17 protein-coding genes are annotated in these 21,965 nt (G+C 55.4%); 5 read left to right on the top strand and 12 right to left on the bottom strand.

What is annotated here, in order from left to right:
• Nucleotides 1-31: 31 nt before the first annotated feature.
• Nucleotides 32-1,006, bottom strand: coding sequence for a sensor histidine kinase KdpD (locus AMR42_RS19625; protein WP_158234554.1), 975 nt, complete (start codon nt 1,004-1,006; stop codon nt 32-34).
• Nucleotides 1,007-1,456: 450 nt separating this feature from the next.
• Nucleotides 1,457-1,777 carry an STAS domain-containing protein gene (locus AMR42_RS19620; protein WP_099535598.1) on the bottom strand — a complete coding sequence of 107 codons (321 nt, stop codon included), beginning with the start codon at nt 1,775-1,777 and terminating at the stop codon, nt 1,457-1,459.
• A gap of 603 nt (nt 1,778-2,380) precedes the next feature.
• On the opposite strand from AMR42_RS19620, the gene AMR42_RS19615 reads away from it, so the two are divergent.
• Nucleotides 2,381-5,035: a U32 family peptidase gene (locus tag AMR42_RS19615; protein WP_234407112.1), complete on the top strand. Its 2,655-nt coding sequence runs from the start codon at nt 2,381-2,383 to the stop codon at nt 5,033-5,035.
• 68 nt (nt 5,036-5,103) lie between these two features.
• On the top strand, nt 5,104-5,694 hold the full coding sequence (locus tag AMR42_RS19610) for a hypothetical protein (protein WP_099535594.1): 591 nt from the start codon (nt 5,104-5,106) through the stop codon (nt 5,692-5,694).
• A 196-nt stretch (nt 5,695-5,890) separates the two neighbouring features.
• On the opposite strand, the gene AMR42_RS19605 is transcribed toward AMR42_RS19610, so the two are convergent.
• Both AMR42_RS19605 and AMR42_RS19600 read right to left on the bottom strand, forming a co-directional pair.
• On the bottom strand, nt 5,891-6,649 hold the full coding sequence (locus tag AMR42_RS19605) for a WecB/TagA/CpsF family glycosyltransferase (RefSeq protein WP_099535640.1): 759 nt from the start codon (nt 6,647-6,649) through the stop codon (nt 5,891-5,893).
• A 306-nt stretch (nt 6,650-6,955) separates the two neighbouring features.
• Nucleotides 6,956-7,231, bottom strand: a complete 276-nt coding sequence (locus AMR42_RS19600; protein WP_099535592.1) for an HU family DNA-binding protein — start codon at nt 7,229-7,231, stop codon at nt 6,956-6,958.
• A 747-nt stretch (nt 7,232-7,978) separates the two neighbouring features.
• Here AMR42_RS19600 and AMR42_RS19595 point away from each other — a divergent pair.
• The 3 genes from AMR42_RS19595 (at nt 7,979) to AMR42_RS19585 (ending at nt 10,802) form a co-directional block, all read left to right on the top strand.
• On the top strand, nt 7,979-8,773 hold the full coding sequence (locus tag AMR42_RS19595) for a pentapeptide repeat-containing protein (RefSeq protein WP_099535590.1): 795 nt from the start codon (nt 7,979-7,981) through the stop codon (nt 8,771-8,773).
• A gap of 90 nt (nt 8,774-8,863) precedes the next feature.
• The gene (locus tag AMR42_RS19590; RefSeq protein ID WP_099535588.1) at nt 8,864-9,685 is read left to right on the top strand and encodes a SirB1 family protein; all 822 of its coding nucleotides are present in this window, start codon (nt 8,864-8,866) and stop codon (nt 9,683-9,685) included.
• A 172-nt stretch (nt 9,686-9,857) separates the two neighbouring features.
• Nucleotides 9,858-10,802, top strand: a complete 945-nt coding sequence (locus AMR42_RS19585) for a TIGR04168 family protein (RefSeq protein ID WP_099535586.1) — start codon at nt 9,858-9,860, stop codon at nt 10,800-10,802.
• A gap of 61 nt (nt 10,803-10,863) precedes the next feature.
• Here AMR42_RS19585 and AMR42_RS19580 read toward each other — a convergent pair whose 3' ends face one another.
• The 8 genes from AMR42_RS19580 to AMR42_RS19540 all read right to left on the bottom strand — a co-directional run bounded on the left by AMR42_RS19580 (nt 10,864) and on the right by AMR42_RS19540 (nt 21,938).
• Nucleotides 10,864-11,427 carry a glyoxalase-like domain protein gene (locus AMR42_RS19580; RefSeq protein WP_199291570.1) on the bottom strand — a complete coding sequence of 188 codons (564 nt, stop codon included), beginning with the start codon at nt 11,425-11,427 and terminating at the stop codon, nt 10,864-10,866.
• A gap of 167 nt (nt 11,428-11,594) precedes the next feature.
• Complete coding sequence (grxD, locus tag AMR42_RS19575; protein WP_099535584.1) at nt 11,595-11,918, bottom strand: Grx4 family monothiol glutaredoxin; 324 nt, start codon at nt 11,916-11,918, stop codon at nt 11,595-11,597.
• A gap of 246 nt (nt 11,919-12,164) precedes the next feature.
• Nucleotides 12,165-12,416, bottom strand: coding sequence for a BolA family protein (locus AMR42_RS19570; RefSeq protein ID WP_099535582.1), 252 nt, complete (start codon nt 12,414-12,416; stop codon nt 12,165-12,167).
• A 162-nt stretch (nt 12,417-12,578) separates the two neighbouring features.
• Nucleotides 12,579-13,844 (bottom strand): class I SAM-dependent methyltransferase, encoded by a 1,266-nt coding sequence (locus tag AMR42_RS19565; RefSeq protein ID WP_234407110.1) that lies wholly within the window; start codon nt 13,842-13,844, stop codon nt 12,579-12,581.
• The gene (locus AMR42_RS19560; protein ID WP_099535580.1) at nt 13,838-14,545 is read right to left on the bottom strand and encodes a Crp/Fnr family transcriptional regulator; all 708 of its coding nucleotides are present in this window, start codon (nt 14,543-14,545) and stop codon (nt 13,838-13,840) included. The genes AMR42_RS19565 and AMR42_RS19560 overlap by 7 nt, the downstream gene beginning before the upstream one ends.
• Before the next feature lie 319 nt (nt 14,546-14,864).
• The gene (locus AMR42_RS19555; protein ID WP_099535578.1) at nt 14,865-17,417 is read right to left on the bottom strand and encodes a mannose-1-phosphate guanyltransferase; all 2,553 of its coding nucleotides are present in this window, start codon (nt 17,415-17,417) and stop codon (nt 14,865-14,867) included.
• Between the two features lie 333 nt (nt 17,418-17,750).
• Entirely contained in the window at nt 17,751-18,953 is a 1,203-nt protein-coding gene (gene corA / locus AMR42_RS19545; RefSeq protein ID WP_099535574.1) for a magnesium/cobalt transporter CorA, read from the bottom strand.
• Between the two features lie 207 nt (nt 18,954-19,160).
• Complete coding sequence (locus tag AMR42_RS19540; RefSeq protein WP_099535572.1) at nt 19,161-21,938, bottom strand: S-layer homology domain-containing protein; 2,778 nt, start codon at nt 21,936-21,938, stop codon at nt 19,161-19,163.
• Nucleotides 21,939-21,965: the final 27 nt, after the last annotated feature.

The following is a 21,965-nucleotide window of genomic DNA, read 5'->3' as shown; positions in this document are numbered from 1 at the left end:
ATCCGATTGATCGTCGCTCATCCAAGTCTCCCTAAGCCAAGGAAACCTTGCAGAGCAGTTCCATGCCGTTTTCGCTTGAAGTAGCCGTTAATTGCCCATCCATCGACTCGATCGCCAACTGAGCCACCCACAGGCCCATCATCGGTGATAGCTGACTGTGGGCCGCCATTGCCCGCAGATCGGCCACACTGTGGGCAACGGACATTCCCAGATCCATCAAGTCGATCGGGTCGCTCCAGGTTTCCAGCGCACAGGTGGTTTGGATTTGAATCTGAACCGTCTGCTCAATCACGGAGGTGCGCAGGGTAATTGGCCCCTTGTCGCCAACCTGGGCAAGCTGTGTGATCAAACCATCCACCACCAATGCCAAGGCCTGGCGCATTCGTTTGGAATCCACCCACACATCCACCTCGGGCGGTTCCTCAAAATCCAAGCCAATGTTGCGGTTTGCCGCCTGTAAATAGGTCAACCCTTCCACATCATCCAAAATGAGGGACAGGGCAACAACCTGAAAATCTGGCTCAATGGCTCCGCTATTAAATTTGGACACTTCAATCAGGCGATCGAGCAAATTCACCATCCGTTGAGCCGCTTGGTTGGCATCGGCCACGCACTGGCGTTCCTCCTCCAAGTCATCACACAGATCGTTCAAAATCATTTGGTGCAGCCCGATCGCGCTGCTCATGGGCGATCGCAACTCATGGGCTGTCCGGGCCAAAAATCCCGCCTGAAACGCACCCCACTGTTTCGCCAAATGATAGGCAGCAGCTAAGGCTGAAGTGTCCGCATTTGGCGGGCTGGTGTTTTGGACTTGATCGATGTTGGATGGCTCGGTGTTGGATGGATCAGCATCCTGGGCATCGGCATCGGTACTGGCATCGGTACTGGCATCGGCACTTGCAGCATCTTTTTCGGCATCCAGTGAGTTGGCTGCAACCTCAGCCATTTCCGCATGGATCCCAGGATTGGTTCCCGCCGCGATCGGCGGCATGGGCGCGACTGGCAAGATTTGCGATGCGGTTGCTTCAGGTGTTTTGGGTGATGATGCCGGACTGGTTGAGCGTCGCAGCGCCCCATAAAACCCAATGCCGATCCCTACGATCAAACTCGTCCAGTCTGGCCAACTCATGACTGCGCTTTCATTCCGCTAGTTGAACTAGGGCCGATGCAAATGCTCAAATCCAGTGTTTCGGCCTAGGGTTGCAAGTTGGTGTTCCAAATTCCAGGGTTCACCAAAGATTCACCGGCAGTTCACTAGAGATGCAAATCTAGACCGGCCCTCGCTGGGGCTTTGTGGAGGGGCCACATGGGCGATCGCCCCATCCGCCCGCCTTGGTTTTGGAGACTCCGCCACAGCGTTGATGCCTAGCATTGCACAGGGATCTTGCAGATTCATAGGATTTTCGCCCATAACTCACTGCCAGTCCCCAGGGGCGATCGAGCCTTCAATCGAACTTTAAAGGGAATTGAAATGCTCCATGAACGACTCCTGGTCGGGATAGATTTCAAATACCCGATCCATACTTGTCAGGTCAAACAGCATCTTCACTTGGTCATTGATTGAGCAAAGATAAAGCTTGGCTCCGGCCGATCGAGCCGTTTTCAAGGCTAAAACCAGGGCCCCCAGTCCCGAACTATCCATGAAAGACACATCTTGAAAGTCAACCAGGATATGTTGCATTCCTGATTGAACCTGATCGCTCACTTCTTGACGGAAGGGGCCAGCTTGTTTGCCGTCCAAAATACCGAAAGGCTGCACGATGCTTAGGCGATCCATTGCTGCTATTTAGGAATTGACACGCTAGGGACTTCAAACGATCGATCTGGGCCAGGGGAGCAAACACCGGCTCGATCGAACCAGAACCTGCACCCGCTGCCAGAATTCTCAGAACAACCTGACTAAGACAGACTAACTGACCCGGGCAGATTGATCAGTATGAACTGGTCGGCATGAACTAATCAGCACAGACTAATTAGCACAGACTAATCCAAACAGATTGATCGAGGTGACTGATCAGGGCGGCTGATTGATCACGGTTGATCACTAACCCATCATGCCTAGCCCATTTCAGGCTTCCACGCAACTCTGCACACCATGCCACTCTGCACAACTTCCATGCAACTGAAAATAATTCAACGAAACTGAGGGCCGCGAAAGGTGATTGCAGCCCACGCAAGCCCACCGCGATCGCGCCCACAGGACTTCAGCGGGAACTGCCTGCCCAACATCCCAACATACCGATTGCGGTACTTTTTCCTGATACTGGTTAGTGAACCTCTTGAACGAATCCACCAGCAGCTTTCAACCCCCATCATGCTTTCTTCGTTGCCCGACGCTCAGCAATCCGATGTTCCATGCTCCACGCGCCCAGAGGATGTGGTGACAACTTCGCGGCCCTTGGGGCGGCCGGAGTTGTTGGCTCCGGCGGGCAATTGGGACTGTGCAAAGGCGGCGGTGGAAAACGGGGCCGATGCGATTTATTTCGGCCTCGATCGCTTCAATGCGCGAATGCGGGCCGAAAACTTCACGGAGGCGGATTTGCCGGAGCTGATGGCCTGGCTGCATCGGCGCGGGGTGAAGGGCTATGTGACGATCAACACGCTGATTTTCACCGATGAGCTGGCGGAGGCGGAGCGCTACCTGAAGTCGGTGATTGCGGCGGGGGTGGATGCGGCGATCGTGCAGGATGTGGGGTTGGTGCGGTTGATTCGGCATCTGTCGCCGGATTTTCCGATCCATGCTTCAACGCAAATGACGATCACCAGTGCGGCGGGGGTGACGTTTGCGCGGAATTTGGGTTGCCAGTTGGTGGTGTTGGCGCGGGAATGTTCGATTCGGGAAATTGAGAAAATTCAAACCCAGTTGGGCGATCGGGGCTTGTCTTTGCCGCTGGAGGTGTTTGTGCATGGGGCCCTTTGTGTGGCCTATTCGGGCCAATGCTTGACCAGTGAGGCGCTGGGTGGGCGATCGGCTAATCGGGGGGAATGTGCCCAGGCCTGTCGGATGCCCTATGAGTTGGTGGCCGATGGACAGGTGGTGGATTTGGGCGATCGGGACTATCTGCTCAGTCCCCAGGATTTGTCTGGGTTGCCGGTGCTGTCGGAGTTGGTGGCGGCGGGGGTCAGTTGCCTGAAAATTGAAGGCCGGTTGAAAGCGCCGGAATATGTGGCCAGCACCACAAGAATTTATCGCCAAGCGCTCGATCGGGCGGTGGCCGCCGTGGCCAACCCGGTAGACAAGGGGCTTGAGCATCTTGCTGACTCGGTGTTACAGAATCGAGCCGAGATCGGCCGGCCGTCGGTGAGTGCCAACCCGGTAGACAAGGGGCTCCAGCCCCTTGCCCCATCGCGATCACTGCAACAAGCGCAGCCCATAACTGACTCAGCCGATCGCTACGAATTGGAAATGTCCTTTTCTCGTGGTCTATTCACGGGCTGGTTTGAGGGCATCAACAATCAAGCGCTGGTGCATGGGGAATATGCCAAAAAGCGCGGGGCCTATTTGGGCGAAGTGGTGCGGGTGGAGGGCGATTGGCTGTGGGTGCGATCGACTGGTTTGCACCTCAGCCCTGGCGATGGCATTGGCCTGGACGGGCCCGGCGGCGAACAGGGCGGCCGCATCTGTGAGGTGCGGGAACCGGGACGATCGGGCGAGCTGTGGGGGTTGCGGGTCGATCGCTTCAGTAGGTTGGATTTGCGACGGGTGCGATCGGGCGATCGGCTGTGGAAAACTTCCGATCCGGAACTGGAAAAGCGGGTGCGCCAAACCTACGCGGGCGAGCAACCCAAATTTCAGCGCCCGATCGCCATTGAATTCCATGGGGTGCTGGGTCAGCCCGCCACCGCGATCGCCCGGGACGAGTTGGGCCACATTGCCCAAGTGGTGTCCACCATGCCCCTGGCGGCGGCAGAGCGCCAACCCCTCACGGCCGAGCGGCTGCAAGACCAGTTTGGCCGGCTGGGCAATACGGCTTTTCGGCTCGATCGCTTTGAGCAACAACTCAGTGGCGAGGTGATTTTGCCCGCCAGCGAGCTAAACCGAATGCGGCGAGACTTGGTGGCTCAACTGGAACAGCAGCGGGCCCAACCGCCCCGCTGGACATTGCACGCCACGGCGCGATCGCGAGACCTTTGGCCCGCCATGGGCGATCGACCGGCTCCAAAGCCAGCCCAACTGTCGGTTTTGGTGCGCAACCGGGCCCAACTGGCCAGCGCCATGGCCGCCGGAATCGATCGGCTCTATTGCGAATTAGAAGATCCGCGCCAATATCGATCGCTGGTGGAATGGTTTCGCACCCAAAAACAATCGGATCAACAAACCCTTTGGGTTGCGCCCCCTCGGATTTACAAAACCGGTGAAACCTGGATTTTGCAGCAAGTTCGCAACAGCAATGCGGATGGCTATTTGGTGCGAAATTATGACCATCTCAGCTTCTTTGCCCAGGATTGCTGCATGGGAGATTTTTCGCTGAATGTGGCCAACCCAATCGCCGCTAGCTATTTTCAGCAAGAATTTCAACTAGCCGGCCTCACAGCCTCCTACGATTTAAATGCCGATCAATTAGTCGATTTGCTGAAAGCCTGTCCTCCCGACTGGTTGGAAATTACGATTCATCAGCATATGCCCATGTTCCATATGGAGCATTGCGTTTTTTGTGCCTTTTTGTCCACCGGAACCGATCACACAAACTGCGGTCGTCCCTGCGAAAAACAAACGGTTACCCTGCGCGATCGAGCCGGGGTGGAGCATCGGTTACAGGCGGATGCGGGCTGTCGAAACACGGTGTTTAATGGGGTGGCACAGACGGGCGCAGAGGTGGTGCAACGGTTAATCGCATCCGGGGCCCGGCGATTCCGGTTGGAGTTCCTAAATGAATCGCCCGATCGGGTCAGTCACTCGATCGCCCGCTATCAACAACTCCTGCGGGGCGAAATTTCCGGCACTGAACTTTGGCAAGATTTGCAACTGTCCAGCCAACTAGGAGTCACGCGCGGCACGATCGGGAAACGAGAGCGATCGCAATCTGGCCGCTAGTATTTTGCGCCAATCAGCCAAAGATCTTCATCCTTCAACCCCTTTTTCCCCCTTTTTTAGTCACTGGTATGACCCATCCCAAGCAAGTTCGTTGGATTAATTTTTGGCAATCGATCGCCCTTGCGGCCGCCGGTCTTTGCATTGCCATGGCGATCGCCCATTTGCAGCCAGCCAATGCCACAGAGCCGATCACCCCTCAAAACACCGTGAATTTGATCAGCGAAAATCCTGGCGATCGGCTTGCGCAAACCACGCCGGCCTTGCCTGAACAGCCCATGACAAAACGGCAACTAATCACCGCTGTTTTGCAAGAATTGGGAGTTGCTGAACGCTACGATCAATATTTGGGAAATGCTGTAGATTTAGCCGTTTCGCCCAACCAGTCCCTGAAATTCATTAACTGGTTGAATGATGTGCTCAAGGAGCGGGCCGGCTGGAAAACCGTCGCCCTCACTTACAGCCGTCGTCTCGATAGCCAGTTTTCTGAAACCGAGCTTCAGGAACTGCTGAGTCTGGCGCAAAATCCCACACTTCGCAAACTGTTTCGATCGGAACTAGAAAATTATGGCAACACTGCCCGCGATCGGCGAATGTTCCTGTTCCGAGTTTGGGAAGACTACAACAACGGCAACATTCCCGTTCCTGAAGGCATGTTTTAGAGGGAATTGATTGATCAGGAATATTACTAATTGCTCAGAGTTTGATCAATCAGCCCGTAGGGTGGGCACTGCCCACCAAACCATTGCTTCATGGCATCCGTGATATGGCGTGCCAATTATTTTTAGGTAAAGGCTGCATCGATCAGGAACTAATTGATCAAAGTCTCATTTGATCAAAGTTTCATTGATCAACGCCTTAACGAGAACTGGAGCGCGGGGGGCGTAGCGTTTCCAGCAGCGCCCGCCAAGCAAACTTCGGCAAAGCCAGCATTCGCCGCCAACGCCAAGGTTCTTGATAGAGGCGATAGAGCCATTCCAGATTGTTTTCGCAAAACCAAGCGGGCGCGCGCTCCTTTGTGCCCGACCAAATATCAAAACTGCCCCCAACACCAATCCAAATGGCATTGGGACAAAGGTGGCGGTGTTCCGCAATCCAATATTCCTGGCGAGGAACACCCAGCGCCACCAAAATCAGACCCGGTTGAGCTTCTCGCATGGCCTGCACCATGGTTGATCGCTCGTCTTCGCTCAAAAAGCCGTGATAAATTCCTGAAAATTGAATGCCGGGGGCCCGTTTTTCCCAGGCTTGGGCCGCCGCCTGAGCAACACCCGGTTGACCGCCATAGCACCAAACGGTTCCGTAGGCATTGGGCGATCGACCAAAGGCCGTCAGCACCGATTCTGCTAACTCAATGCCCGGAACCCGGCGTACTTGGCGATAGCCCCGCAGCTTCAGGTATAGGGCCACGCCGGCCCCATCGGGAATGCACAAATCGGCTTGGCGAATCGTTTCCCCCAACCGGGCGTTTCGTTCCCCCTCGATCGCCATTTCCGCATTGAGGGTCACCACCTGCGCGCCTCCCTCCTGTCGCCGATCCAACAACCACTGGGTGTAGTCATCCAGCAGATGAACCGGCAACTGAAGCACCGTAGCCTTCAACGGGCGCGGGGCGATCGGGGAAGCATCCATGGAAGCGTGCATGGCAAATTTGCAAAATGATGGGTCGGGCAGTCGGGATTTAGTCTACAACCGATGCTTTTCCGTTGATTCATCCCGCCAGGGCGATTAATCCCAAACCGTCACTAATTCACTTGCAACTCACGGGCCTGGTTCGATCGGCCCATTCGATCGGCTCAAGGGCAGCTCGCTGCTTTGCCATGCAGATTGTTGGGCGCTGGTAAAACAAATTCCATGACCGACCCTCAAACACCAGTCGGCCATGGCAACCACAGAGACCTGAAAGGGCGCTTAGGGGACTGCCTAAGGCGCAACCTTTTCCTTGAACAACTTACCGGCAGAAAAGGCGGGAACACAGGTGGCCGGAATTTCCATCTTTTGGCCGGTTTTGGGGTTGCGGCCTTCGCGGGACTTCCGCTCACGGCGCTCAAACGAGCCAAACCCCACCAGAGTCACCTTTTCGCCTGACGAAACCGCTTCCACGATCGAGTCGAGCGCTGCGGTCAGCACTTGATCGGCCTGCTTTTTGGTGACATTCGCCTTTTCGGCCACCTTATCAATCAGCTCGCCTTTATTCATAATTCGAAATCTCCTGAATGCAAAGGGGAGCCAACCCAGTTTCCGGGTCGGCAATCAGTAGAATGAGTGGCTGAAACCCCTACCGAATAGCGGTTTCAATCGCATATTCTATCCATAAACTCTCGGGATGTGACCATAGGAACTGACAATTTGTAGCTATCTGAAGTTTTTTTTCAGTTTCTAACAGCTTGTCATCGAGCAAAAACCGGCTTCGATCTCGGGTCAATGCTGAGATCAATCTCCTCAATTTCTGCCCTGTTGCAATGGTTCTGAGTCCGAGGGGCACAGGCTGAAATGAAGACGGCGCGGCAAAATCCTGGAAATTCAGTCTGAGCAATTCAACCCAATCAGCACCACTGATTCAGGTTCGCCAACTGTGATGAGCTGCCTCAACTGAGCTGAACTTGAGCTGACTAGGGGGGAGATCAGATCTTTGCTAGTTTTTGGGGCCCGGGCAAGGGCAGGTGCTTCAAACTAACGGTGAGCCTGTGCAAAATCAACCCAATCAACGTTGATTGAAATCCGTTAACCCTGTAGGGGCGTACGGCCGTACGCCCCTACCCGGATTTTCTCGGTCTTCAGTTGAAGCCAATAGGGCAAGGGTTCATCGACCGAACCGACCAATCTGGCTGATGGGCTGGACTGATCGGCTGATCGATCAGCTTGAACGATCAATGACGATCAATTCGGACATTTGAAACATCTTCTAAGATAGGGTGTCGGCACAAGAACCGGGAGGAAGCCGTTATGGAAGCTGGGCGTGGGCTGGTTGGGCTGGGCTGGGCATTGGGACTGACGGTGCTGGCCAGTCCTGCGAGCTATGGGGCCAATCCAGAGCATGTCCAAACGCTGTTGCTCACGCGGCAATGTGTGCAATGCGATTTGACGGGGGCCAGCCTGGTTTATGCCAACTTGAGCGGCGCAAACCTGATGGGGTCTGACCTGCGGGGTGCAAATCTGAGCCGTGCCAACCTCAGCCAGGCCAACTTGAGCGGCGCAAATTTGCAGAGTGCCACCCTGTTTGGAGCCACGCTGACCAATGCTCAGTTGACCAATGCCAATTTGGTGAGCACGGATTTGCGGGAGGCGGTTTTCTTTGGGGCCGATCTCAGCGGGGCCACCATGACCCAAGCCCTGGTGATTGGGGCTGTGGGGTTGCCGATCGAGGTGGCCACACCGCGCGATCGTTTCAACTGGGGCGTGTATGAGGCGGATCGACGCAACTTCGCCGGGGCCATTAATCACTACAATCAGGCGATCGCCCAGGATCCGCAATTTGCCGAGGCTTACCTAAACCGAGCCGTGGCGCGATCGCACTTGGCGGACTATGGCGGGGCGATCGGGGATGGGCGAGTGGCGGCCCAGCTCTTTGCCCAGGCCAACAATCCCGAGCAGCAGGCATTGGCGGAAAAGTTTTCCGATGAATTGGAGCGCTATGTCAAAAAGGGCGGCCGTGAGCAGTCGGAAGGCAACGGAGTGGGAATTTCGGTGCTGAACTTTGTGCGCGGTGTTGGTTCTTTTCTAATTCCGTTATTATTTTGATTTCTGGGCTTTGCCTGTTTCGGGTTCTGCTGGCCTTAGATTTTCAATTTTGCAAATTCTCAACTCTGCCCTTTAGCGACGATCGCCACGATGGAATTTTCCCAAGCTCGACAGGCTTTTTTGCAAGAGGTTCGACGACCGATCGAGCAAATTGACCTAGCCCGAGCAGCCCTCTATCTTGCCCAGGAAGACTATCCGGGGCTGGTGGTGGAATCCTATTTAAACCAATTAGATCAGATGGCGGCGGTGGTGGGCGATCGGCTGGCGGGCGATCGGGTTCCCATGCGGGTGATTCGGGCGATTAATCAATACCTCTTCACGGAATTAGAATTCAGCGGCAATCAATCGGATTATTACGATCCTCGGAATAGCTTTTTGAATGAAGTGTTGGATCGCCGTTTGGGCATTCCCATCACCCTTTCATTAGTCTATTTAGAAATTGCTAAGCGACTGAATTTCCCCATGGTTGGCATTGGAATGCCAGGCCACTTTATCATCCGCCCCGACTTTGAAGAGGCGGGAATTTTTGTCGATGCCTTTGCCCAGGGCGAAATTCTGTTTCCACAAGATTGTGCCGATCGCCTCAGTAGCATCTATGGGCAACCGGTCGCCCTCAAGCCGCAATTTTTGGAACCGGTGGATCCGCATCGTTTCCTGGTGAGAATGCTGACCAACCTCAAGGCAATCTACATCAGTCGGCAGGATCCGATCCGTGCAGCCCGAGTAATTGAGCAAATTCTGCTGATTTTTCCCGATGCGATTCAGGAGCGGCGCGATCGGGGACTGTTGTATTACCAATTGGAGCGATTTACCGAGGCCCGAGCTGATTTGCAAGCCTATTTGGAAGCAAAACCACAAGCGTTCGATCGGGCCCCGATTGCTGCCTTATTAGATCGTCTTTCGGACTTTTAATGGCTTCAATTGGTTTCGATAATTGGTTTTAATTAGTTTTCAAAGGTATCTCTAGAATTTCATTTTTTAACTTCATCGCTCAACTGCATCTGGAACCAATCGCATTTTGAATGCTTGAACTTCCTGAACGCCTTAACTACGCTTTAACGAAATCGCATCTCTAAAAATCACCATGACCGCCGTTGCCCCTCGCCCAATCCATCTCGCCATCATTGGCGATGTCCATGACCAGTGGACGGTTGACGATGCCCATGCCCTTGAAGGGCTAGGCGTTGATGCGGCGTTGTTTGTGGGTGACTTTGGCAACGAAGCGGTGGAAGTTACCCGGGCGATCGCGGCGTTGCCTTTGCCCAAAGCGGTGATTCTGGGCAACCATGATTCCTGGTATAGCGCCACTCCTTGGGGCCGCAAAAAATGTCCCTACGATCGCAGCCGCGAAGATCGGGTGCAAGAACAACTGGATCTGTTGGGGGCGGCCCATGTGGGCTACGGTTGCCTGGATTGGCCGGAGTTGGGGTTGAGTGTGATTGGGGGGCGACCCTTTAGCTGGGGCGGCCCGAACTGGAGCTATGGGGAGTTTTACCGCGATCGCTTTGCCGTGACGGGCATGATGGATTCGGCCGATCGAATTGCCCAAGCGGCGGCCCGCGCCACTCAACCCACCCTCATTTTTTTGGGACATAACGGCCCCTATGGGCTGGGAGATCAACCGGAGTCGATTTGCGGGCGCGACTGGCAACCGCTCGGTGGCGATTTTGGCGATCCTGACCTGCGCCAAGCGATCCGCATTGCCCAACAGCGCCATCAACAGGTGGCTTTGGTCACCTTTGGCCACATGCACCACCACTTGCGCCACCGCAAAGATCGCTTGCGGCAGGCCACGGCCAGCGATGCCCAAGGAACGGTGTATGTGAATGCGGCGGTGGTTCCCCGAATTCGAGAACACGATCGGGGACGGCTCCACCATTTTGTGTGGGTGGAATTGCTGGGCGGGCAGGTGACCCGGGCCGCTTCCGTTTGGGTCGATCGCACCGGGGCGATCGATGCTGCTGAGGCCTGGCTGGGGCAGCCCCCCACACTTCAGCACTCATCAACACCGCTCATTCCGGTTCCTTAAGGTTGATTGATCAGTACTGATCAATGTTGACTGATCAAGGTTGATTAATCGCCCTTGATGGCTACTGACCCGCTTCGGTTAATTCCAAGGTGCGACCCGACCAATCCTTGACCAAGAAATTGAGCGGTAACTCTTGGCGAATTTTGTGCCGAATTCCCCGCACCTGAATTCGCAACAGAATTTGTTCTAGACAGTCGCGATCGAAACAAACGTGGCGTTGGTGGTTGCGATCGCCCAAACTGGCTCCAGCAATTACATGGAGCTGCACATTTTTCTTGAGTTGGTACCACAAACCATCGGGCACAGGAGCCGGATTGGCAACGCGCGCAAAGGTGCTGGGGGCCATATAAAGCGGGTCGATCGTGGTGGCCCCAAGGGTTTGTTCGTAGTTGTAGTAATACTGCAAGGGCACATCAGCCACCGCCAATTCCAAATCTCCCTCATAGAACTGTCGGGCAATTTCCAAATCCGACACCATGATGGTGTGAACTTTGGGCGCGCTGGACAGAAACATCCACATGGCTCCCCCATAGGCCATCAACAGCAGCACCATGATGCCTTGGGTAGAGAAAATCGTATCCAACGACAGGCCAAAAATGGCAAACATCAGGGGATGGAGGGTCATGGAGTTAGGGATGGAAATGGGTGAATTGCCTAATCAATTAACGAAGACAAGAGGCTTATAACAAAGACAAGGGGCGTATAACGAAGACAAGGGGCTTAAGCCCCTTGCCCCAAATGACCAGAAGGCAATGGCTTCAAGGTGCTTTTTAGGCTTCATCTAAGAAGCAATTAAGAAGCAATCGCGACTTCCAACAGTTGTTGCAGCTCGCCGCTGTTGAACAGTTCAACGGCAATATCAGCACCACCGATGAAGTTGCCATCGATGTAAAGTTGCGGGATAGTCTGCCAGTTGGAAAACTCCTTGATGCCTTCCCGAATGTCTGGCTCATCCAGAACATTCAAAGACTCGAAGGGCACACCCACCGCATTCAAAATTTGCACCACAGTGTTCGAAAAGCCGCACATGGGCATCAATTTTGTGCCCTTCATAAACAGCATCACTTTGTTGTTTTGCACCAAGCTTTCGATGCGTTGTTTCGTTTCAGGGGTCATGGTGGCTATCCGCGATCGTAATAGTGGACGTGGTTAGAACAAAGTTAGAACAAAACAAGGAACTGCGGCTCCTTGCCTTGGTGATTGGGATGCAACAGCTAAGGATTCATCCTGGCCAATTTTGGCTAATTTTTGCCTTTTTTTGACGCTTTCTGCATCTTCACTTGGCCAGTTTCCAGAAACTTTGGGTTTCTAGAGGTTCCTCATTCTCAGGAACTGCTGATGTTTTGCCCCGGCTGAGACCCCCTAAACGGTGGCTTGTTGTGCGGCCCAGCTTTCGGGGGTAAAGGTCTTGAGGGCGAGGGCATGAAGCGCCCCGCTGCGGAGATCTTCATTCAGTGCGCCATAGACCAGTTGGTGTTGCTGGACACGGCTTTTGCCCGCGAAGGCCGCAGAGACAACGATCGCCTCGTAGTGGTCGCCGTCACCCGCAAGCTGAATTTCTGCGTCGGGCAGGTTGGCCTTGATGGCAGTTGTGATGCGATCGGGCGTGACCATGGTTGCTGTTCAAAGGGATAAAGATTGAATCCGTTTTTCGTTAGAAAATTACGGGATCTGATAACCCCGCCCCAAAAGGACGGCATTCTTGATTGTAGTCGGCCACTGGACAAGCAGTGCTGGAACCGGGCGATCGGGCTGGAGATTCCCCCTACACAAACCCTACATAAAGCCCAGACCCATGGGTTCTTGCAGGCCTTTGAGGGGAGGATCGATCGCCCCCGGTGGGAGGTTCTTGGCCTGAATCAGAACTCCAAAGTTGCCGAGACCCGTGGGATCGATGAGGCGGTGCAACACATCTCGACGGTGCAAGATTTGCTGAAAATCGATCGCTTGGGCGATCGCCCCGCCCTGACTGAGGGCCATTAGTCGATCGCCCAATCCAAGGGCCATTAAAAACAAACTTTGGCGTGTGAATCCTAGGGTTTGCAGGCCCTGTTGTTCGCCCCAATGTTGCAGGGCGCTGAAGTCCACGTGGGCCGTCAAGTCCTGCTGGCCCGGCAACCAGTAGGGATCGTTGTGGTGGGCGTGGCGGGTGTAGCACTGTAGCGTGCCGCCCGATCGGCTGGGGTGGTAAAACCGCTGCGCATCGTAGCCATAGTCAATGGTGAGCAGGTAGCCCGATCGCAGTCGATCGGCCAAGGTTGCCAACCAGTCCAATGCGGCCAAGTTCACCTCTGTGCAATAGCCCTCGGGATAAGCACCCTGAGCAAAGTCAATGTTGAGGGTCTGGAAATAGGTGGCTAGCCGCTCCGTGGACAGGGGCCCCACGCGATCGCTCAGGTGTCCTTCGGAGGCGGTGACGTAACATTCTTGGAGCTGCCCCCCTTGCCAAATCACCCGATGAACGGGGAACGCATCCACCAATTCATTGGACAAAAAACAGCCGGTGATCGAGTTGGGGGCGATCGCCTCCCAGGTAACCCAAACGACCCGATCGCCCGCCGCTGGACAGGCCGCCAAGCGAGATCGCTGCACAGCCCTCAAGACCGGCGAAATTTCCACAATCCGATAGGTGGTGGCGGCCCAACAGTCTGGATGGGTCGTTTGCAAATGGGCGAGCAAATCCGCCGCCATCACCCCTTGGCCGGCTCCCATTTCCACCAGGTCAAAGGCAGACGGACAACCCAGCCTTGCCCAACATTCGGCCACCTGATCGGCCAACAGTTCCGCAAAATCGGGGCAGAGGTGGGGCGAGGTGACAAAATCGCCCTGGGGGCCAATGCCAACCCGATCGCCCGATCCCGCGTAGTAGCCCACCTGGGGGTCATACAACACCAGGGCCATGTAGTCGGCAAAGGTGATTTGTCCCCCGGCGGCAGCCAGGCGATCGTGCAAGGCCTGGGCCATGGCCGGGGCGATCGGGGGCGGATCTCCGGCCGCGGTTCCGGCTGGGCCTGGGGCCCCGTGGCGCGACCAACCTAGCAAATGGTTCGCTCCAAAGCGTTCAAACTGGGGATTCGCAGCACATCCCCATCCCGTTCAATCAAGCTCTTTTTTTCCAACTTGGTCAGCACCCGGGTCACGGTTTCGCGGGCCAGGCCACTAAGGCTGCTCAGTTCGCGATGGGGCAAGTTGGGGATCTCCACGCCCCGATCGCTGCTGCGACCCTGACCCTCCGCCAAAAACATCAAAATATCGGCCACCCGCGATACGCTGTCGGATTCCCGCAATCGCAACCGCCGGTTCACCTGGCGCAACCGCCGCCCCATCAGTTGGGCCAACTTGATGCCCGCCTGGGGTTCCGTTTCCACAAGGGTGATGAAGTCTTGGGCGGGAATGCTGCCAATGGTGGTGGGGGCCAAGGTAATGGCATCGGTCGATCGGGGCACTTCATCGAGGGCCGCCATTTCGCCAAAAATTTCACCGCGACCCAGAATATTCAGGGTCACTTCCTTGCCTTCCAGGTTGTAGGTGCGGATTTTGACCCAGCCTTCCAAGATGAAGTACACCGAACCGCCCCAGTCATTTTCCAGCAGAATGACTTGGTTCGATGGGTGGGTGCGGGTGACAACGTGGGCAGTGGCTAACTCAACGGCATCACGCGGCAGCGCCCGGAAAAACGGAGCCGATTCGATGAGCCGCTCAATGTCCGCATGGGTGTCACGGGAGGTGGGACGGTCTTCCATGGGGTGATCGCGAGAGTCATTCACAGAATACTCGATTGTGCCGAGTTTGGTGGCGACTGAATGCTACGGAATGCTACCGGTTTCTGGGTGGAATCCCAATTCCAGTGATTTGTTTGTATTAATTGTTACTTGGGTTGTGGCAGGGGCTGCGGAGGGCTGGCCGCAGCCAAGGTCTGAATCAAGATTTCAGCCAAGATCCAGCTATCAGGGTGAGTATTATTTACTACGACCTAATTCACGACTCCCTAGCCAAGGCAACATCTAGCCTCAAAGCGAGGATTACCCTTTCTTCAGATGAAATGCGCTAGGTCAAAATGCGTTAGGCCAAAACGCGGTTTTCAAACTCCACAATTTCTTCAATTCCCCGATCGCGCGCAATGAATTCCTGCACCAATTGGCGATAGTCCCGCAGGGTCAGCTCCACCCATTCTCGACTGGGGCTATCAGCAATTAAATGCACCAGGGGTTCACTGGCATCGGGCAGCACCAGAATCCAACTGTCCCGCGCGCGATCGTGGACTTTGATCCCATCAATCATTTCCAAGGTGCTGGGCGAGTGGGATTCAACCAAGTGGCGCATCAAGGCTCCCTTCACCGTCCAGGGACAGCGCACCGTGAAGTATTTGTGATAGATGCGGGGCAAACTGTCGGCTCGCAAATCCGCTAAGGTGCGCTCTTGAATTGCCAATAATTCAATGAGTTTGGCAACACAGAACATGGCATCAAAACCCGGGTGCAATTCTGGAAAAATGAAACCCATATCCCCACTGCCGCCCAGCACAACGTTGGGATAAGCACGACAGGTTTCCATCAGGGCGGTGGGATTACATTTGGTGCGAATGACGCGGCCATCGTGGCGGCGGGCAATTTGTTCGATCACGCCCGAAGCCCGCACGGGAACCGCCACGGACGATCGGGGATGGGCCGCCAAAACGGCCTCCACCATCAATGCCGTCAGCGCCTCCCCACGAATCAGGCCACCGGCCTCATCGGCCAAAATTAACTGTTCCCCATTGGCCAAAATTTGGGCCCCAAAGGTGGCGGAAATCGCTTCCACCACGCGGCCGAGTTGCACCAACAGGGCTTCTCGGCCATCGGCATCGGCCACCATTTGGGTCAAGCTGGCATTTAGCACCACCGCTTCGCAACCAAACTTACTCAGCAGTTGGGGCAAAATAGCACCGGATACGGAATAGGCATAGTCCACCACCACCTTGGCGTTGCTGTAGCGAATGGCCTCTAGGTTGAGGTGTTTTTCAAAGCAACTGCGGTAGATTTCAAGGGTTTGGCTGGGGTAAAAAACATCGCCAATTTCGTCAATTTGCACCCGGCGCAAATCTTCTTTGAAATAGGCTCCTTCGATTTTTTTCTCTTTGCCTTTGGAGAGGTTAATGCCCTTGTCGTCAAAAAATTCAATGGCGGCGCGATCGGGGCGATCGGGATCAATGCGCACATGCACACCGCCCACCACTCCCAAGGTGGGTACAACACTCCGAGCCACGGGAATCGGTGTGGCCTCCAGGTTTTGGACATTGACTCCCACGGACATCAGGCCGGAAATGAACGATCGCGTCACCATCCGCGAGATGCTGCGTTGGTCGCGCGAAACGGTCACCTGTGCGCCCGGTTGCAGGGTGGAACCATAGGCGGCTCCCAGTTTGACGGCAAATTCTGGCGTGATGTCAATGTTGGCTAAGCCAGCTACGCCGCGCTGACCAAACAGGTTGCGGTGGGCGGTTTGGCCCCAAATTAAATCCAAGTTGAGGATGGCTCCCGACTCGATGTGCTTGCTGGGCCAAACACGCACCAGGCTGTTGATTTGGGACTCTTCGCCCACCATGGACAGGGAGCCGATCGCCACGCCTTCAAACACCCGGGCCCGGCGATCGATTCGCACCCCTCGGGCGATCGTGCAGGCGTAGAGGTGGGCTTCTTCGCCAATGATTGCCCCGTTCCAAATGATGGGGCGCTTGAGATCCGCTTCGGTACCGATCGTGACGTTATCGCCAATGACCGTGCCGGATTCGATCGTGGCACGGGGTCCAATTCGGCAGTTGTGACCAATCAAAACGGGGGGCACAATTTTGGCGCGATCGTCGATCGCGGTATTTTCGCCCACCCACAAACCCGGCGAAATCATTTGATAGGCGAAATCCAGTTTGACCTTGCCGTGAAGGGCCGCATAGTGGGCTTCGCGATAGGTGTCCAAATGCCCCACATCGCACCAATAGCCCTCGGCAATATAGCCATAAATGGGTTCTCCTTCGGCCAGCAGCAGGGGAAATAAATCTGTGGAAAAGTCCGCTTCTTGATTACGTTCTAGATGACGCAAAACTTCCGGCTCTAGAATATAAATTCCCGTGTTAATTGTGTCTGAAAAAATTTCGCTGGCCGATGGTTTTTCCAAAAAACGAACGATTCGCTGATCCGCATCCACAATCACGGCCCCAAACTCAATGGGGTTGGGAACCCTTGTCAACACTAGGGTTGCTTTCGATTGCTTTTGGCGATGGAAGTCGATCGCTGCTTGTAAATTAAAATCCGTGATGCTGTCGCCGCTAATGACCAAAAATGTGCCGCTCAGCCACTCTTCCACGTTCTTCACTGAACCGGCCGTGCCAAGGGGTTGATCTTCCTCAACGGCATAGCTTAAACGCACACCAAAATCTGACCCATCTTGAAAATAGTCCCGAAAAATATCGGGTAAATAATGCAGGGTGGCGATAATTTCAAAAATGCCGTGGCGCTTGAGCAGGTTAATAATATGCTCAGCGATCGGGCGGTTCAAAATGGGAACCATTGGCTTGGGTAAGTCACAGGTCAATGGGCGCAGGCGCGTTCCAGAACCACCAGCCATTAACACTGCGCGCATAGCCACCTCCCGATCGGTGATTGCAAAATCCAGATCAATCGCGATTTATGCCGAAATAGGGGCCCGCAGCAAGAAGTTTTGGGCTTAATTGCACGAAGTGCGGCTACTGCCCGATCGGCTGAGACGTAAACCGGTTCAGTTTCATTATGGCCCGGTTCTTCGATCCCTGAGCCGCTCGATCGTGCTTCGCAATGGTGGGGTTAATCTTCGATCCAGATCGCTCTCGATCCAGATCACCCTTAACCCACTGAACCCCGATTTTCCCATTGCCCAACTGCCCATGGCCCGAGCAGCCACCATCAGCGGCCACAATCAACAGCACCCACCAGTTTTCTAAAAAGAATTCTTGAACCAGCCTCTTCGCCAAAAATACAGCACCAATCCACAGGCAGTGACAATCATCACCAACCAACAGACAAGATAGCCATAGCGCCAATTCAATTCTGGCATATTCCAAGACGAAGTTTCGGTGTTGAAATTCATGCCATAGATCCCCGCCAAAAAGGTGAGGGGAATAAAAATTGCCGAAACAATTGTTAACACCTTCATGATTTCATTCATGCGGTTGCTGACAGCAGACATGTATAAATTCATCAGGTTCACAGTCAATTCTTGATAGAGCGTGACCACATCCAAAATATCCGTGGCATGTTCATAACACTCTTGCAAATAAGCCCGCACGTCTGGGCTGATCAGGGGATGTTGTTCGCGCATCAACAGGGCGATCGCGTGGGTTTGGGGAGCCATCCACCGTCGTAGGGTCAACAAATCGCGCTCAATCATATAAATTTCGCGCATTAACTTGCGATCGGGTTCAAACAAAATGGCGCATTCCAATCGTTCAATTTCCTGGGCGTAATAATCCATGGCGGGATAGCACCCATCCACGATCGCGTCCAAAAGGGCACATAGCAAATAATCCGATCCCATCCGCCGAATAATTCCGCGATCGGTTCGGAGGCGTTCTCGCACGGGTTCTAAGGCATCGTGCTCCGATTCTTCTTGCACGGTCACAACATAATTGCTGCCCAACAAAAGGCTGACTTGTTCTGTGAAATAACCGCCACCTTTGCCCCTGGGTGACAACATATGCACCAACACCAAGATGCGATCGTCCTCAAATTCCACCTTGGGCCGTTGAGGCACATTGGCAATATCTTCCAAAGTGAGGGCATGGAGGCGAAACACTTGCCCCAACTGGCGCAACACCTCCTCGGAACCCAGCCCTTGCACATCCAACCAAGTGACCGATCCGGAATCGAGCAGGGGTTCACAGTCAGTGGGGGCAGCCAAAAGTTGTCGCTCCCAGTGGGTGCGACTGTAATCAATGGCGATTAGCTCTGACGGGGCGGCATCGGGGTCAATCCGCAATGTCCCCGGGGTACTGCCGGGTTCTTCGGCAAAAAAGTCTTCGGATCCGTCCTGGGTCCAGGGAAAAACGGCGGGCGGCACGATTTGCGCAGGAATGCCAAACAGCTTGGAGCGCCGCTGGCCACGCCAGAGTTTGAGGCGACGAGGAATGGCTTGGAAAGGCATGGGGATTTTGAGCAGGTTTGCACCCCCATGTTGCCAAAATCACCCCAATTGCCAAGGGGGGATTAATGGCAATCTTGGGGCAATCTTGGGTTGAAATCCTGGAGACAAGAGGCTAAATTTTCTTGCCTGCGATGGTTTGGACGAAATCATTAGCGATCGCCCTAAACAAGCGCCCTCGATCACCGTCCTCGATCGTCTGATGGGATCTCAAGTGGGCAGGGGAGCCGGTTGGCTGATCATGTCGGAGTTCAGGGGTTTGAGCCGGCCGCTGGCGACCAGGGCTTGGTAAAGCATGACGACAACTTCCGCCCGGGTTGCGGTGCGATCGGGATCGAGCCGTTGGGGATCGGGATAGTTCACCAACAACCGGCGACGCAGGGCGGTGGCCACCTTGGGTTGGGCCCAAGCGGGAATCGCCGCACGATCGCTCAAGCTATTGAGCACCGCCACGGCTTCATCGGCCCACCGTAACCCGCTCACCAAGGCCACAGCCACTTGCAGCCGCTTGAGGGGGCCATCTGGCTGAAATTGATCGGCTCCCATGCCCGAAAGAAACTCGGCCGCATAGGCCTGCTCAATGGCGCGATCGGCCCAGTGACCTCGGGGCACATCCCGAAACGCCTTGGCAGGTCGCCGGGCTAGGGGTTTGATGGCGGCAGTTACCAGCACGGCAAATTGGGCCCGCGTCATGGGGTCATTGGGGCGAAAAGTGCCGTCTTTGTAGCCGCTGATCCAACCCTCGATCGCGAAGGCTTCCACAAAATGCCGGGCCCAATGTCCCTCCAAATCGGCAAACAGGGGCAAGGTGCTGGGGTCGATCGGCTGCACAATATGCTCGGAATTCAGCGGCGGAACGGTTCCCCGCGCCGCCAGAGCCTGGTGAATCAGGGTAGCCAACTCTCCCCGAGTGAGGGGATCTTGGGCCCGAATCTGGCGTTTTTGGGGATAGTTCACCACCATGCGCCGCTCGGTGGCCGTGGCGATCACCCCCGTTGCATAGGGAGGAATGGTGGCCCGGTCTTGGTACAGCCCCAGCAGTTTCAGATCGCCCGCCGGTAACCCCAAACCATTCACCAGAGCGGTCATCGCATCGCCGCGCCGAATTTCCGCATTGGGCAAGAATCGATCGCCCTGATAGCCCGTTAAGAATCCCATCCGCCAGGCCTTTTGCACCGCCCCATGGGCCCAATGGTTGCTGGGCACATCCACGAACGATCGCTCCGCCCTCCGCAGGGGTAAATCAAATGCCCGACCCAATACCGCCGAAAACTCCGCCCGGCTGATGGTGTTGTTGGGGCGAAAAGAGCCGTCTTCATAGCCCCCCATGACTTTGCGATCGCGCAGGATCTGAATGAAGTCTTTCGCCCAGTGCTCGGACACATCATCGATCGGGTCGGGCCGCGGGATCGGCAACGGATTAGGAAACATGTCCTTTTCAAAGTCCGCAAACTTTTGGGAGAGGGCCTGCCCAATCCCGTAGATGGTTGGCAACTGACCCCGCGTTTTCAGAATTTGATTGACCTCCACGTTGGTCACATCGGCCAAGTTGCGCCCCCCTTGAATGGCGATCGCCGCCGCAATCCCCAAACCTTGGCCCACGCCCGCATTCAACTCCACAATCCGCCCGGCCGCCGGAGCAATGCCGAAATAACCAGAAGCCGGACTCACCACCGCCACATTGGGCACGGATTTAGAAATGGCGTGGCGAATGCCGTAGTTAAACACCGGCACTGGCTCCGCCAAAAATTGCAAACTCTTGTGATTTTTAGCCAGCGCTTTTTTGCCCAGGCCAGGAATGCCGCCCCGCACATCGAATTTGTAGCAGAACGTGCCTAGGGCCTCACGGGTGGGCAAACCGCCCGCCAGCATTTGGGCCCCAGAAAAGGGGTGAATAGGATCGACCATGCTGCCGGCATAGCGAATATACAGCTCATGGGCCGGGGTCACGGCGATTTGTTGCCCAAAGCTCTTGAGCCACCGACTCACATGCTCCACTTCCTGCTGCATCCGGGCGGTGGGCAGTCCAGCATTTTGGGCCAAGGCTTCCGCTTCGTTGGCGGTCACAAAACAAAGCAGTGCGTTCCAAGACATGCGCCCGCCCGGCAGCACGGCAATGTTCGGTGAGTCGAGAATGAATTTGGTTTGCTCCAAATTCCAGGCGGTTCCGCGATAGGCGTGATAGAGCACCGAGAGGACATGGCAGCGCACATCGATGTAGTCGGGGCCAACCACCATGGTCATCGGTCGGCCGGCGCTATCTTGCATTCGGGAGATGAACCACTGCACGCGCTTGGGATCGCCGCCGGCCGCGATCGAGAGATATTTTTGAGCTTCGGTATCCTTGGGATTACAGAATCGTTGGATCCAACCTGCCTCGGCCCGGCGCAGGAAGTCTACGGTGAGGCCCTGGGTCTCGAAAACCAGCGAAACGGGCAGGGCCGAATCGGGTAGCCCCAACGTGCCAAAGCCTCGGACGGTCAGGCCCCGGGCCCTTTGCAAGAGGCCCGCATTCACGGTGGAATCGATGAATTGCTTGGCTTGGAAGGTGTCGCCATCGTCGGTGGTGATGGACAGAAGCCGATCGCCCGTTTTTTGAACGCGGCTGATTTTCGCCTGGTCAACAATATCCACGCCCGCTTCCAACAGCATTTCCCGCAGGGCCCGATCGCCCTTGCGCCAATCGAGGCCCACTTCCACCACGCCCGATCGCTGCAAGAACTCCTGATATAGGCTGGCGGGATCGCCATAAAGACCCATGCCGTATTGTTCCCGGAGCTTAGGGGAGAGGTGGGTGCGGTCTAGGTAACACAGTTGTCCTCGGATTAGGTGGCCGCCCACGCCATAGCTGGTGTCGCCGGCCGTGAGCAGCAGGGTTTTGAGTGGTTGGCCGCCCGATCGGGCCCGATATTCCCGGGCCGCCGCCACCAGGGCCAGAACCCCTGGCACTTCATCACCGTAACCAATCAGGTCATAGTCCCGAGTCATGGCAGGATTCACCGACGTTGCTTTGCT

The organism is Limnothrix sp. PR1529, assembly GCF_002742025.1.
GTDB lineage: Bacteria > Cyanobacteriota > Cyanobacteriia > CACIAM-69d > CACIAM-69d > CACIAM-69d.
The sequence above is the reverse complement of the archived record's forward strand: the minus strand, read 5'-3'. Positions and strand labels throughout refer to the sequence as shown.